Origin of the sequence: Pseudomonas sp. 2835, from assembly GCF_050435905.1 — a bacterium.
Classification (GTDB): Bacteria; Pseudomonadota; Gammaproteobacteria; order Pseudomonadales; family Pseudomonadaceae; genus Aquipseudomonas.
The window spans coordinates 225,201-240,159 of record NZ_JBNDLE010000007.1; the positions used below are offsets into that span (position 1 = coordinate 225,201).

Below are 14,959 nucleotides of genomic sequence, written 5' to 3' on the forward strand. Positions count from 1 at the left end.
CTCATGACCGATCCGATGCGTGATACCCAGGCCCAGCCAGCGGCCACCGAGCAAGCCAGCGAGTTCGCCTCGCTGTTGCTGCAAGAATTCAAACCCAAGACCGAGCGCGCCCGCGAAGCCGTCGAAACCGCGGTACGTACCCTGGCCGAACAGGCCCTGGCGCAAACCGACCTGGTGTCCAATGACGCGATCAAGTCGATCGAATCGATCATTGCCGCCATCGACGCCAAGCTCACCGCCCAGGTCAACCAGGTGATCCACCACCCCGAGTTCCAGAAGCTGGAAAGCGCCTGGCGGGGCCTGCACTACCTGGTCAACAACACCGAGAGCGACGAGCAGCTGAAAATCCGCGTGCTCAACATCTCCAAGCCCGACCTGCACAAGACCCTGAAGAAATTCAAGGGCACGGCCTGGGACCAGAGCCCGCTGTTCAAGAAGATGTACGAAGAGGAATACGGCCAGTTCGGCGGCGAACCGTATGGCTGCCTGGTCGGCGACTACTACTTCGACCAGTCGCCACCGGACGTCGAGCTGCTCGGCGAGCTGTCCAAGGTGTGTGCTGCCATGCACTCGCCGTTCATCGCTGCGGCCTCGCCGACCGTGATGGGCATGGGCTCGTGGCAGGAGCTGTCGAACCCTCGCGACCTGACCAAGATCTTCACCACCCCCGAGTACGCTGGCTGGCGCTCGCTGCGTGAATCGGAAGACTCGCGCTACATCGGCCTGACCATGCCGCGCTTCCTGGCACGCCTGCCGTATGGCGCCAAGACCGACCCGGTGGAAGCCTTCGCCTTCGAAGAAGACACCGACGGCGCCGACAGCGCCAAGTACACCTGGGCCAACGCCGCCTACGCGATGGCAGTGAACATCAACCGCTCGTTCAAGTACTACGGCTGGTGCTCGCGGATTCGCGGCGTCGAGTCCGGTGGCGAAGTACAGAACCTGCCGGCGCACACCTTCCCCACCGATGACGGTGGCGTGGACATGAAGTGCCCGACTGAAATCGCTATTTCCGACCGCCGTGAAGCGGAACTGGCGAAAAACGGTTTCATGCCGCTGCTGCACAAGAAAAACACCGACTTTGCCGCCTTCATTGGCGCCCAGTCGCTGCAAAAGCCTGCCGAATACGACGATCCGGACGCCACCGCCAACGCCAACCTGGCGGCGCGCCTGCCGTACCTGTTCGCCACCTGCCGCTTCGCCCACTACCTGAAGTGCATCGTGCGCGACAAGATCGGCTCGTTCAAAGAGAAGGACGAAATGCAGCGCTGGCTGCAGGACTGGATCCTCAACTACGTCGATGGTGATCCGGCCCATTCCACCGAAACCACCAAGGCCCAGCACCCGCTGGCGGCGGCCGAAGTGGTGGTCGAAGAAGTCGAAGGCAACCCGGGCTACTACAACTCGCGCTTCTACCTGCGCCCGCACTACCAGCTCGAAGGGCTGACCGTGTCGCTGCGCCTGGTATCGAAGTTGCCATCGGCCAAGGGCGCCTGAGCCCAGGCCCGCTAAAGCGCCCCGCACTGCGGGGCGTGCACTGAAAAAACAATGTGGTAGACGCCACACTCTGGAGACAACATGGCAGTTGATATTTTCATCAAGATCGGCGACATCAAGGGCGAGTCCATGGACAAAGCCCACAAGGACGAAATCGATGTGCTGAACTGGAGCTGGGGCATGGCCCAGTCCGGCAACATGCACATGGGTGGTGGCGGCGGCGCTGGCAAGGTCAACATCCAGGACCTGTCGCTGACCAAGTACGTCGACAAATCCAGCCCTAACCTGATGATGCATTGCTCCAGCGGCAAGCACATTGACAAGGTAAAGCTGACCGTGCGCAAGGCCGGTGGCGAGAGCCAGGTCGAGTACCTGGTCATCAACCTCGAAGAAGTGCTGATCAGTTCGCTGAGCACCGGCGGCTCGGGCGGCGATGACCGCCTGACCGAAAACGTCACCCTGAACTTCGGTAAGGTCACGGTCGATTACCAGCCACAGAAAGCTGACGGCACCAAAGACGGCGGCCCAGTCAAGTACGGCTGGAACGTGCGCCAGAACGTCAAGATCTGATGCGTTTTGCCCTGTTCGCGGGGCAAACCCGCTCCCACCCTGTAGGAGCGGGCTTGCCCCGCGATAGGGATAACGCACTCACGCATATCACCACCGGAGCCGCCCCTTGGTAGCCGAAATCGCTGCACGTGACCGTCTGCAGCCTTCGCTGCTCGATCGTCTGACCGACGACGAGCCCGGCAACCTGCAAGAAGCCAACGATAAACGCGTGCTGTCGCTGAACCAGCTCAAGGCCTCAGTACTGCGCGATCTTACCTGGCTGCTCAATACCACTTCACTGCTCGATGCGGCCGCCACCCTCAACACCCCGGCCGGCACCTCGGTGATCAACTATGGCCTGCCGGCACTGGCCGGTAACAGCGCCTCGAACATTGATATCAGCGCACTGGAGAGCATCATTTACCAGGCCATCGCCACCTTCGAACCACGCATCTTGCGCAGCAGCCTGCGGGTGCGCGCCCAGGTCGCACCGGGGGAGATGAATAACAACGCCCTGAGTTTCGAGATCGAAGGCGACTTGTGGGCCCAGCCGGCGGCATTGCCGTTGCTGCTGCGCACCGACCTTGACCTGGAATCCGGGCATGTCCGGGTGGCCCCCGCCGAGCGCCGGAGACGTCCATGAACCCGCGCCTGCTCGAGCTGTACAACCAGGAACTGCAACATATCCGCGAAAGCGCGGCAGAATTTTCCAGGGAATACCCGAAGATCGCCGGGCGCCTGACCCTGTCCGGCATCGACTGTGCCGACCCCTATGTCGAACGCCTGCTCGAGGGTTTTGCCTACCTGACGGCCCGGGTGCAACTCAAGCTCGATGCCGAGTACCCGACCTTCACCCACAATCTGTTGGAAATCGCCTACCCGCACTATTTGGCGCCGACACCCTCGATGACCGTGGTGCAGATGCAGGCCGATCCCGACGAAGGTTCGCTCAGTGCCGGCTTCACCCTGCCCCGTGGCAGCGTGCTGCGCGCCACACTCGGCCGTGATTCGCAGACGCCCTGCGAGTTTCGCAGTGCCCATCCGGTCACCCTGTGGCCGCTGCAGGTAACCCAGGCCGAATACTTCGGCAATCCCGCCGCCAGCCTCGGGCGCCTCGCCACCAGCGAACCGAAGGCCCGCGCCGGGTTGCGCATTACCTTGCGTACCGGCGCCGAGCTACCGTTCAACGCCCTCGACCTCAGCAGCCTGCCGCTGTACCTGAACGGCGCCGACGAGTTGCCGTTCAGGCTTTACGAGCAACTGCTGGGCAACACCTGCGCAGTATTCGCGCGCCAGCCGGGCAGCGACTGGATCGAGCGCATTCCCACCTCGGCCCTGCGTCCTTGCGGCTTCGATGACCGCGAGGCGGCGCTGCCGGTGGTGCCGCAGGCGTTCCAGGGTTACCGCCTGCTGCAGGAGTACTTCGCCCTGCCGCAGCGTTTTCTGTTCGTCGAATTCGCCGAACTGGATCGCGCGGTAAAGCGTTGCGATGGCCAGGAGCTGGAGCTGATCGTGCTGTTCGAGCGCTACGACCAGACCCTGGAAGGCAGCGTTGGCGGCGAACAGTTCGTGCCCTTCTGCACCCCGGCAATCAACCTGTTCCCGCGCCGGGTCGACCGCATCCACTTGAGCGACCGGGTCAACGAACACCACGTGATCGCCGACCGCACCCGGCCAACGGACTTCGAGATCCACTCGTTGAGCAGCGTGACCGGGCACGGCACCGGCCCCGACCAGGCTTTCCTGCCCTTCTATGCGGTTCGAGACCCTTCACGCTACGGCCGGGACCAGGCCTATTACGTCGTTCGCCGCGAGCCGCGCATGCTCTCCAGCGAGCAGCGCCGCAACGGCACCCGCTCGACCTACATGGGCAGCGAAACCTTCATCAGCCTGGTCGATGGCCAGCAGGCGCCTTACCGCCACGACCTGCGCCAACTGGGTGTCAGTGCCCTGTGCACCAACCGCGACCTGGCGCTGTTCATGAATGTCGGCGATGGCCGCAGTGATTTCACCCTCGCCGACAGCGCGCCGGTGGCCGCCATTCGTTGCCTGGCCGGGCCAAGCCGGCCACGGGCCAGCCACGCCCATGACAACAAGGCCTGGCGCCTGATCAGCCAGCTGTCGCTGAACTACCTGTCGCTGACCGAACAGGGCCAGGGCGCCGCCGCCCTGCGCGAGTTGCTGCGCCTGTACGGCGACAGCCATGACGCCGCCCTACAGTTGCAGATCGACGGCCTGCGCGAGGTCAGCAGCAAGGCCTGCACGCGACGCCTGCCAATGCCGGGTCCGATCGTCTTTGGCCGTGGCCTGGAGATCACCCTGGAGTTCGACGAAAACGCCTTCCGCGGCACCGGTGTGTTCCTGCTCGGTGCGGTGTTCGAGCGCTTCCTGGCACGTTACGTGTCGATCAACAGCTTTACCGAAACGGTGCTCCGTACCACCGAACGCGGCGAGATCATGCGATGGAAAGCCAAGCCCGGACGCCGTCCGACCCTGTGAACATCCTCAGCGAGATGCAGGCCGAACCCTGGAACTACGATTTCTTCCAGGCCCTGCGCCGGTTGCAATGCGAGTCGCCGCAGCTGCCACGCTTCGGCCATTCGCTACGCCTGGCCGATGATCCGGTGCGCCTTGGCCAGCAGCTCGACTGTGCGTTTGCGCCGGCGACCCTGGCGGCGCTGACGCCTGCCAGTGATCAGGGCCCGGCGCGCCTGGAGCAGTTCTTCTTTGGCCTGGGCGGCCCCAATGGTCCCTTGCCGCTACACCTGACCGAGTACATGCGCGAGCGCCAGCGCAACAACGCCGACAGCACCAGCAAGCGCTTTCTCGATGTCTTTCATCACCGTCTGCTGAGCCTGTTCTACCGGGCCTGGGCCGAAGCCCGGCCGACCGTCAGCCATGACCGGCCCGATGACGACTACTGGGCCGCACGCCTGGCCGCCCTGAGCGGGCGCGGCACCCCGGCGCTGCGTGATCAGGGCCCGTTGCCTGACACCGCCAAGCTGCACTACAGCGGCCACCTCGCCGCCCAGACCCGCTACCCGGATGGCCTGCGCGGCATCCTCGGGGCCTACTTCGGCGTACCGGTAAGCATTGAGGAATACGTCGGCCAGTGGCTGCAACTTCCCGAGCGCAGCCGCCTGGGTGCGAGCGCCAATCAGCTGGGCATGGATGTGTGCCTGGGCAGCCATGTCTGGGACCGACAGCACAAGTTCCGCATCTGCCTGGGGCCGCTGAGCCTGGAGCAATACCTGTCGCTGTTGCCCGATGGCAGTGCCTTCGCCGAGCTGGTGGCCTGGGTCGCCGAGCACCAGGGGCACGAGCTGGACTGGGACCTGCAACTGATTCTGCAGCAGGACGAAATACCCGCCCTGCAACTCAACACTGGCCGACGCCTGGGTTTCGATACCTGGCTGGGCCGCCCGCAACACGATGCCAGCGACCTGACACTGGCTCGGTACTACGCCGAGCAAGCGAGCGCATCGCAATCCACAAGGAGTCCGGAACATGGGTGAAATCAGCCGCGCCGCGCTGTTCGGCAAACTCAACAGCGTCGCTTACAAGGCCATCGAGGCCGCCACGGTGTTCTGCAAATTGCGGGGCAACCCCTATGTGGAACTGGCCCACTGGTTTCATCAGTTGCTGCAACTGCAGGACTCGGACCTGCATCGCATCATCCGCCAGTTCAACCTTGAGCCGGCGCGTCTTGCACGTGAGCTGACCGATGCCCTGGACCGCCTGCCGCGCGGCTCGACCTCGATCACCGACCTGTCATCCCACGTCGAAGAAGCCGTCGAACGTGGCTGGGTATATGGCAGCCTGATGTTCGGCGAAAGCCAGGTGCGCACCGGCTACCTGGTGCTCGGCATCCTCAAGACCCCAAGCCTGCGCAACGCCTTGCTCGGCCTGTCGTCGGAGTTTGCCAAGATCAAGGTCGAGGCCCTCAGCGAGCGCTTCGACGAGTACGTCGGCGACTCGCCGGAAAACGCCCTGAGCGCCAGCGACGGTTTCAACGCCGGCGCCGTGCCGGGCGAAGCCAGCGGCGCCATGGCCCCCAGCGCCCTGGGCAAGCAGGAAGCGCTCAAGCGCTTTACCGTCGACCTCACCGAACAGGCGCGCAGCGGCAAGCTCGACCCGATCGTTGGCCGCGACGAAGAGATTCGCCAACTGGTGGACATCCTCATGCGCCGCCGGCAGAACAACCCGATCCTCACCGGTGAAGCCGGGGTGGGCAAAACGGCGGTGGTTGAAGGCTTTGCCCTGCGCATCGTTGCTGGCGATGTTCCGCCATCGCTCAAGGACGTCGAACTGCGCAGCCTGGATGTCGGCTTGCTGCAAGCCGGGGCGAGCATGAAAGGCGAGTTCGAACAGCGCCTGCGCCAGGTCATCGAGGACGTTCAGGCCTCGCCCAAACCGATCATCCTGTTCATCGACGAAGCCCACACCCTGGTCGGTGCCGGTGGCGCTGCCGGAACCGGCGACGCCGCAAACCTGCTCAAGCCCGCCCTGGCCCGTGGCAGCCTGCGTACCGTGGCTGCCACTACCTGGGCCGAGTACAAGAAGCACATCGAGAAAGACCCTGCCCTGACCCGGCGTTTTCAGGTAGTACAAGTCGCCGAGCCAAGCGAAGACAAGGCGCTGCTGATGATGCGCGGTGTGGCTTCGACCATGGAGCAGCACCATCAGGTGCAGATCCTCGATGAAGCCCTGGAAGCCTCGGTCAAACTCTCCCATCGCTATATTCCGGCGCGGCAACTGCCAGACAAATCCGTCAGTCTGCTCGACACCGCCTGCGCCCGCGTCGCCATCAGCCTGCACGCGGTGCCGGCCGAGGTCGACGACAGCCGTCGTCGCATCGAGGCTCTGGAAACCGAGTTGCAGATCATCGCTCGCGAGCACGCCATCGGTATCGCCATCGGCAACCGCCAGCAACAGTCCGAAACCTTACTGGCCACCGAGCGCGAGCGCCTGGCCGAACTGGAAAGCCGCTGGGCCGAAGAGAAGGCCCTGGTCTACGAGCTGCTGGCCACCCGCGCGCAGCTGCGCGAGAACGTCGGAGTAGTCGACCGCGACACCGGCAGCGAACAAAGCCATGAGCTGCGCGAAAAACTCATCGACCTGCAGCAGCGCCTGAGTGCCCTGCAAGGTGAAACCCCGCTGATCCTGCCAACCGTCGACTATCAGGCGGTGGCCTCGGTGGTTGCCGACTGGACCGGCATCCCGGTCGGACGCATGGCCCGCAACGAACTCGAAACCGTGCTCAAGCTCGACCAGCACCTGGCCAAGCGCATCATTGGCCAGGACCATGCCCTGCAGATGATCGCCAAGCGCATCCAGACCTCCCGCGCCGGCCTCGACAACCCCAACAAACCGATCGGCGTGTTCATGCTCGCCGGCACCTCCGGGGTGGGCAAGACCGAAACCGCCCTGGCCCTGGCCGAAGCCATGTACGGCGGTGAGCAGAACGTCATCACCATCAACATGAGCGAGTTCCAGGAAGCCCATACCGTCTCGACCCTCAAGGGCGCTCCGCCCGGCTATGTCGGCTATGGCGAAGGTGGCGTGCTGACCGAAGCGGTGCGGCGCAAGCCCTACAGCGTGGTGCTGCTCGACGAGGTGGAAAAAGCCCACCCGGACGTGCACGAAATCTTCTTCCAGGTGTTCGACAAGGGCGTGATGGAAGACGGCGAAGGCCGGGTGATCGACTTCAAGAACACCCTGATCCTGCTCACCACCAACGCCGGTACCGAGCTGATTTCCCGGGTGTGCAAGGATCCGCAGAACATCCCCGAACCCGAGGCCATCGCCACCGCCCTGCGCCAGCCGTTGCTGGAAATCTTCCCGCCGGCGCTGCTCGGCCGTTTGGTGACCATCCCCTACTACCCGCTAAGCGACGAGATGCTCAAGGCCATCACCCGCCTGCAGCTCGAACGCATCCGCAAGCGCGTGCAGGGCACCCACAAGGTGGCCTTCGACTACGACGACGAAGTGGTCGACTTGATCGTTTCGCGCTGCAGCGAGACTGAGAGCGGTGGGCGGATGATCGACGCGATCCTGACCAACAGCCTGTTGCCGGACATGAGCCGCGAGTTCCTCACCCGCATGCTCGAGGGCAAAGCCCTGGCCGGGGTGCGCATCAGCCGCCGCGACAACGACCTGCACTACCACTTCAGCGACGCGCCGTGATGGCGCGTTTGACGAGATAAGCGATGCTATTCAAGCAATTCACCCGACTGGCGCAGATCAACAGCCCGCTGGGCCCGGATGCACTGATCCTGGCGGAAATGGGCGGCGGCGAAGAGCTGGGGCGGCTGTTCGACTACGAGTTGCAGCTGACCTCGGACAACTCGTCCATCGACCTCAACCAGTTGCTGGGCAAACCCATGAGCCTCAGCCTGCAACTGGACCTGGGCCGCTCGCGGTATTTTCACGGCATCGTTTCGCGCTGCAGCCAGACCATCGACCGCGGCCAGTTCGCCAGTTACCGGGTGACGCTGCGGCCGTGGCTGTGGCTGCTGAGCAAGACCTCCGATTGCCGTATCTTCCAGAACCAGACCATCCCGCAGATCATCAAGCAGGTGTTTCGCGACCTGGGTTTTTCCGACTTCGAAGACAGCCTCAGCCGCCCCTACCGTGAGTGGGAGTATTGCGTGCAGTACCGCGAGACCAGCTTCGACTTCGTCAGCCGCCTGATGGAACAGGAAGGTATCTACTACTACTTCCGCCATGAGAAGGATCGCCACGTGCTGGTGCTGGCCGATGCCTATGGCGCCCACCAGGTGGTGCCGGGCTACGAGTCGGTGCCGTACTTTCCGCCTGATGGCCAGCACCGTGAGCGTGACCACCTCAACGATTGGCACCTGGCCCAGGAGGTGCAGTCCGGCTCGCTGGAGCTCAACGATTACGACTTCCAGCGCCCCAGCGCGCGCATCGACGTACGCTCGCAAATGCCACGCCCGCACACCGCCGGCGATTACCCACTGTACGACTACCCCGGCACCTATGTGCAGAGTGAGGACGGCGAGCATTACGCCCGTACCCGTATCGAAGCGCTGCAAAGCCTGCACGAGCGCATCGAACTGCGCGGCAATGCCCGCGGCCTGGCAGCGGGCAACCTGTTCAGCATGAGCGGCTTCAGCCGCCAGGACCAGAACCGCGAATACCTGATCGTCGGTGCCCGCTACTACATCGTCCAGGAGCGCCTGGAAACCGGTGCCGGTGGCGGCAATGCACAGTTCGAAAGCAACCTCAGCTGCATCGATGCGCAGCAGAGCTTCCGGCCCCTGGCCAGCACCCTGCGCCCGCAGGTCAAGGGGCCGCAGACTGCCATCGTGGTTGGCCCGGCCGGTGAAGAGATCTGGACCGACCAGTATGGCCGGGTCAAGGTGCACTTCTACTGGGACCGCCATGACCAGTCAAACGAGAACAGCTCGTGCTGGATCCGCGTGTCTCAAGCCTGGGCCGGCAAGAACTGGGGCTCGATGCAGATCCCGCGGATCGGTCAGGAAGTGATCGTCAGCTTTCTTGAAGGCGATCCCGACCGGCCGATCATCACCGGCCGGGTGTACAACGCCGAGCAGACGGTGCCCTACGACCTGCCGGCCAATGCGACCCAGAGCGGGATGAAAAGCCGTTCGAGCAAAGGCGGCACGCCGGCGAACTTCAACGAAATCCGCATGGAGGACAAGAAGGGCGCCGAGCAGCTGTACATCCACGCCGAGCGCAACCAGGACATCGAAGTCGAGAACGATGAGAGCCACTGGGTAGGCCACAACCGCAACAAGGTGGTGGACTTCAGCGAAGTGGCGACCATCGGCGAAGACCGCATTCGCGCGGTCAAGCGCGATGACATTTTGCTGGTGGGCTCGACCAAGACCGACAGCATCAGCCGCAGCTACCTGATCGAGGTCGGCGAAAACCTGCGCCTGGTGTGCGGCAAGAGCGTGCTCGAGCTCAATGCCAGCGGCCAGATCAACCTCACTGGCGTGCAGTTCAACTTCAACGCCGAAGGCAATGCCCAGTTCAACACCGGCGGCACCCTTGACCTGAACATCGGCGGCGCTCCCGGCGCCACTGCGGACGGGCAAGGCGTCAAAGGCACCATCGATGGTGCCGTGGAAGCGATCTTCCCCAAGCCCAAAGCCAGCCAATAAAGAGATTTGCGCGTCATGACTTATCGCCTCAACGAATTCCAGTTCGCCCTGCCCGATGCCGAAGTGCAGGACACCAGCATCAACATCCTGCGCTTTGCCAAGCTCGGCACCTCCTTGATCGTCAGCCGCAGCTTGCTGGCCGACGGCGAAACCCTGCAAAGCAACTTCGACGGCCAGCTTGAGCGCCTGCAACAACAGGTCAAGGACCTGCGCTTCCAGCCTGGCCAGGCCGTGCGCCTGGGTGCCGAGCAGTCGGTGGACGGTATCGAACTGCGCAGCCAGTTCAGCAAGGGCAACGAAAAGGTCTACCAGTACCAGCTTGCCCTGGTACTGCCAGGCACGCGCAAGATGTTCGCCCTGAGTTACGTCAAGGCCCAGCCGCTGGGTGATGCCGAGGCTGCGCACTGGGCGGCGATCAAGCAATCACTGAACTTCGACACCCTGGCCTGATGAGCACCTTGCATGTCTGACGCCCTGTGGGCCGCCCGCCAGGGCGATGCGCTGATGCACACCTCGATGATGGCTGACATCGTCAGCGGTGTGCTGGAAGTCGCCGCCAACGTCGCCATCGGCGTGCTGGCCACTGCGGCGGTGACCGCGGCGCTGGGGCTTACCGTGGCTACCGGCGGTCTGGGCTGCTTCGTGCTCGGCGCGGTGGTCGGTATCGTGGTCGGCGTGGCCATGAGCAAGACCGGGGCCGACAAGGGTTTAAGCAGTTTATGCGAGGGCATCGGCAATTTTTTGTTCCCGCCCTCGGTGCAGGCCAACATCCTCACCGGCTCAAAGAACACCCACACCAATGGCAAGCCGGCCGCTCGCGCCGCAGGTGTGATCGTTGCCGCCATGGCGCCCGCCGGCAGTGATGCCGCCCAGCCACCCGCCGAAGAGGAAGAAGAAAGCTTCCTCGACATGGCCAAAGGCTTTTTCTCGCAGATGTGGCGGCCCACGGTCGCCAGCCCCGCGCCGAACACCGAGCCTGCCGACGACGACAAGATCCTCTGCAGCAAGCACCCGCCGATGCCGCCGCAGTACCTGGCCGAAGGCTCGAGCAAGGTCACCATCAACGGCCATCCGGCCTGTCGCAGCGGCGATCGCAGTACCTGCGAGGCGGTGATCGTCGATGCCGGGCTGATCTCCAGTAACGTGCGCATCGGCGGCGGCTCGATCGTGGTCCGCGAGATTCGCAGCGGCAAGACCCCGGGCATCGGCCTGGCGATTACCGCCTTGATGCTGCTGCGCGGGCGTGGCGGCAAGTTCTACAGCGAATTGGGCTGTATGGTAATCGGCGGCGTCGCTACCTACCTGACCGAGCAGGTAGCAGGTGCGTTGACATCCGCTGTAGCCGGCTCTGCGCATCCGGTCCATAGCCCCACAGGGGCAAAGGTTCTTGCTGACGACGATGATCTGGACTTCAGCTTGCCCGGCTTGATCCCGCTGGAGTGGCAGCGCTTCTACAGCAGCCGGGACACCCGACACGATGGCCTTTTCGGTGCGGGCTGGAGCGTCGATTACGAGGTATCTGTCAGGATCGAACTACACCCGCAAGGCGGCGAGCGAGTGCTGTTTACCGACGATCAGGCGCGTATTATCGACATGGGCCACATACCCCGGGGCGATGCCGTCTTCAGCGCGGGTGAAGGCCTGAGTGTACGCCGCGAGCACAACGGTGAACTGCTGATCGAACGTACCGACGGGTTGTATCGCCTGTTCCAGCCGACTCCGAACGACCCGCTGCACCTGCGCCTGGCGCAATTGGGTGACCGCAACGATAACCGCATCTATCTTGATTACGACGCCAGTGGTCGTTTGACCGGGCTGCGCGATACCTTCGACTTGATCCAGGTACAACTGCATTACAGCACTCAATGGCCTGGGCGGATCAGTCATCTCGAGCGGCTGTATAGCGACGGCGCAACCGAACTGTTGGTCAGTTATGGTTATGACGACAACGGCGACCTGGCCCAGGTGCGCGACGCCAATGGCCAGTTGCAACGCAGCTTCAGCTACGACCAGGGTCGACGCATGGTCGAGCACCAGTTGCCCAGCGGCCTGCGCTGCTTCTACGAATGGACTCGCGCTGCCGACGACTGGCGCGTCGCTCGACACTGGACCGATGATGGCGACGAGTATCGTTTCGACTACGACATAGAGGCCGGCATCACCCGGATCACCGACAGCCTGCATCGGGTCAGCAGCCGCCACTGGAACCCGCAGTACCAAATCACCCAATACACCGACGCCCTCGGCCACACCTGGTGCTTCGAGTGGAACGACGAGCGCCAGTTGCTCGCTGCCACCGACCCGCAAGGTGGGCAATGGAAATACCTCTACGATGAGTCCGGCAACCTGTGCGAAAGCATCGACCCGCTCGGGCGCAGCGAGTCAACCCTATGGCTGGAGCATTGGTCTTTACCCCGAGTAGAGACCGACTACGCAGGCAACCGGCGAAGCTATCGCTACGATCAGCGCGGCAACTGCAGCAGTGAAACCGACCCACAAGGCAACATAACTCGCTATCGGTACGACGAACGAGGCCAAGTGGTAGAGGTGATCGACGCTACAGGCAAGCGCCAACAGTTACGCTGGAATGATTACGGCCTGCTCAGTGAGCAGGTCGACTGTTCGGGCTATCCCACCCGTATGAACTATGACCGTCGGGGCCATCTACAATCTGTCACCGACGCCCTCGGCGAACGCACCGAGTATGAATACGACGCACGAGGCCGCTTGCAACTGCGACGGTTGCCGGATGGGCGCAGCGACCTTTACCAGTATCACTACAACGGTCAGCTCAGTACCCATACCGACCCGGCCGGGCACACCACCCAGTTCCTCTATACCCGTCGCGGTCAGGTGCACCTGCGCATCGATCCACACGGGCGTAAAGTTCAGTACGGCTACGACGCCTACGGCCGTTTGCACACGCTGACCAACGAAAATGGTGAAAGTTATCGCTTCGCCTGGGATCAAGGAGATCGCTTGATCCAGCAGCAGTATCTGGATTCAAGCACCCGCTGTTATCACTATGATGCGCTGAACAACGTTACTGCTTTGACGTATGTCTCGGCGCCCGATGACAACGAGCCGAAACTCAAACCGATCTGTCACCAATACCAACTGGATGCAGCCGGCCGGGTGACCCAAAAACGCACTGATGATGGAGTAACCGAGTACAGCTACGACCCTCTTGATCACCTGATCGCCATCTGTTTCACCGATACCAGCGGCAACAGCGAACAATTGGAGTTCGGCTATGACGAACTCGGACAGCTTGTTGAGGACTACAGTCAGGCCGGCTTACTGCAGCACCACTACGATGAACTCGGCAACTTGACCCAGACCCGACTGGGCGACGGCCGCTGGCTAAATCGTCTTTACTATGGCAGTGGCCATCTGCACCAGCTCAATCTCGATGGCCAGGTAATCTGTGACTTTGAGCGCGACCGCATGCATCGAGAAGTGCTTCGCTCCCAGGGACAGCTCTGCACCCGCAGCGAGTACGACCGTAGCGGCCGCCTGCGCTCCCGGCTGCGTCGTTCACTGCAGCAGCCGCCACAGCTACCAGCGCCCGTTCAACAACGCTTTGACTTCGACCCTGCCGACAATTTGATCGGTCGTTTCAATCAGGATCTTGCGGGTCAGCACCAGCAACTGCTGCATTACGATGCCAGCGCTCGCATCATGGCCAGCCAGGACGCAGGTCAGGGCCAGAGCGAAGTCTTTGCCTACGATGCCGCGGCTAATCTGCTTGATGCTTCAGAGCTCGGAAAGGGCCCTGTCCGCCATAATCGTTTGCTTTCTTACCAAGACAAACGGTATCGCTACGACGCCTTTGGTCGGATGGTTGAAAAACGTAGCAGCCGCCACGGCGTGCAACAGTTCAGCTACGACGCAGAACACCGCTTGATCCAGGTCCGTAGCCATATCGGCGGCCGAGAACGGGTGCTGAACATGCGCTATGACCCGTTGGGCCGACGCATCGAAAAAAGCCAGTACGACGACGCTGGCAATCTGCTGGAAAAGACCCGCTTTACCTGGGATGGACTGCGTCTTTTGCTGGAACAGCAGCATGGCCGAACCAGTCTCTATCTCTATGATCAGGACAGCCATGAGCCTCTGGCCCGGGTCGACGGCGCTGGCGCACAACAACACGTGCGCTACTACCACAACGACCTTAACGGCTTGCCAGAACAATTGACCGAATTCAAGGGTGACGTTCTCTGGCAGGCGCGCTATCTGGTATGGGGCAACACCCTGCAGGAAACCCGCGAAGGTTACTACCTCGAAGAGCAGAATCTCAGGTTCCAAGGGCAGTATCTGGATCGGGAAAGCGGGCTGCACTACAACACGTTTCGCTTCTATGATCCTGATATCGGACGCTTCACCACACCCGATCCCATCGGCCTGCTGGGGGGCATCAACCTTTATCAATACGCACCGAATCCGATCGGCTGGGTCGACCCGCTGGGTTGGAAGAAGAAATGCAGCTTCCGAAAACCCCGACGGGTAAAAAGCAAATCAACGGGGCGCACCAGACCCAGGAACCGCAACGAAGAGTTCGCTCTGGATCATGTGAAGAAACATCCGGAAAACGGCATAGAAATCATCAAGCCCGACCAGATCGGAGACCCTCACTTCAAAGGCAAGGGCTGGTCAAAAATGGAGCGTAAAGTAAACGGGGTCAACGTCCACTACATGGCCAAGCTCGATCCTAAAGGGAAAATGACCCACGTCACTGACTTCAAGATAAAGGACTGAAG

General features: G+C 62.4%; 9 protein-coding genes. All 9 read left to right on the top strand.

Features of this window, described 5'->3' with window-relative positions:
• Positions 1-3 precede the first annotated feature (3 nt).
• The 9 genes from tssC (at position 4) to ABIE20_RS12945 (ending at position 14,957) form a co-directional block, all read left to right on the top strand.
• Entirely contained in the window at positions 4-1,497 is a 1,494-nt protein-coding gene (gene tssC, locus ABIE20_RS12905) for a type VI secretion system contractile sheath large subunit (protein WP_010221276.1), read from the top strand.
• An 81-nt stretch (positions 1,498-1,578) separates the two neighbouring features.
• Entirely contained in the window at positions 1,579-2,067 is a 489-nt protein-coding gene (locus ABIE20_RS12910) for an Hcp family type VI secretion system effector (protein ID WP_115084879.1), read from the top strand.
• Positions 2,068-2,173: 106 nt separating this feature from the next.
• Entirely contained in the window at positions 2,174-2,689 is a 516-nt protein-coding gene (gene tssE, locus ABIE20_RS12915) for a type VI secretion system baseplate subunit TssE (RefSeq protein ID WP_429505419.1), read from the top strand.
• Positions 2,686-4,545 carry a type VI secretion system baseplate subunit TssF gene (tssF, locus tag ABIE20_RS12920; RefSeq protein ID WP_429505420.1) on the top strand — a complete coding sequence of 620 codons (1,860 nt, stop codon included), beginning with the start codon at positions 2,686-2,688 and terminating at the stop codon, positions 4,543-4,545. The genes tssE and tssF overlap by 4 nt, the downstream gene beginning before the upstream one ends.
• A complete protein-coding gene (tssG, locus tag ABIE20_RS12925) occupies positions 4,509-5,561 on the top strand; it encodes a type VI secretion system baseplate subunit TssG (protein WP_429505421.1) in 1,053 nt (350 codons plus the stop codon). The genes tssF and tssG overlap by 37 nt, the downstream gene beginning before the upstream one ends.
• On the top strand, positions 5,554-8,232 hold the full coding sequence (gene tssH / locus ABIE20_RS12930; protein ID WP_429505422.1) for a type VI secretion system ATPase TssH: 2,679 nt from the start codon (positions 5,554-5,556) through the stop codon (positions 8,230-8,232). Before tssG ends, tssH begins: the two co-directional genes overlap by 8 nt.
• A gap of 23 nt (positions 8,233-8,255) precedes the next feature.
• Complete coding sequence (locus ABIE20_RS12935) at positions 8,256-10,199, top strand: type VI secretion system tip protein VgrG (RefSeq protein ID WP_429505423.1); 1,944 nt, start codon at positions 8,256-8,258, stop codon at positions 10,197-10,199.
• A gap of 15 nt (positions 10,200-10,214) precedes the next feature.
• Positions 10,215-10,649, top strand: a complete 435-nt coding sequence (locus tag ABIE20_RS12940) for a DcrB-related protein (RefSeq protein ID WP_429505424.1) — start codon at positions 10,215-10,217, stop codon at positions 10,647-10,649.
• 12 nt (positions 10,650-10,661) lie between these two features.
• A complete protein-coding gene (locus tag ABIE20_RS12945) occupies positions 10,662-14,957 on the top strand; it encodes an RHS repeat-associated core domain-containing protein (RefSeq protein ID WP_429505425.1) in 4,296 nt (1,431 codons plus the stop codon).
• Positions 14,958-14,959 lie beyond the last annotated feature (2 nt).

What these genes read in the sequence shown, in the direction of transcription:
- tssC (WP_010221276.1), top strand. Translation starts at nt 4, where the DNA reads ATGACCGATCCGATGCGTGATACCCAGGCCCAGCCAGCGGCCACCGAG.
- ABIE20_RS12910 (WP_115084879.1), top strand. Translation starts at nt 1,579, where the DNA reads ATGGCAGTTGATATTTTCATCAAGATCGGCGACATCAAGGGCGAGTCC.
- tssF (WP_429505420.1), top strand. Translation starts at nt 2,686, where the DNA reads ATGAACCCGCGCCTGCTCGAGCTGTACAACCAGGAACTGCAACATATC.
- tssG (WP_429505421.1), top strand. Translation starts at nt 4,509, where the DNA reads ATGGAAAGCCAAGCCCGGACGCCGTCCGACCCTGTGAACATCCTCAGC.
- tssH (WP_429505422.1), top strand. Translation starts at nt 5,554, where the DNA reads ATGGGTGAAATCAGCCGCGCCGCGCTGTTCGGCAAACTCAACAGCGTC.
- ABIE20_RS12935 (WP_429505423.1), top strand. Translation starts at nt 8,256, where the DNA reads ATGCTATTCAAGCAATTCACCCGACTGGCGCAGATCAACAGCCCGCTG.
- ABIE20_RS12940 (WP_429505424.1), top strand. Translation starts at nt 10,215, where the DNA reads ATGACTTATCGCCTCAACGAATTCCAGTTCGCCCTGCCCGATGCCGAA.
- ABIE20_RS12945 (WP_429505425.1), top strand. Translation starts at nt 10,662, where the DNA reads ATGTCTGACGCCCTGTGGGCCGCCCGCCAGGGCGATGCGCTGATGCAC.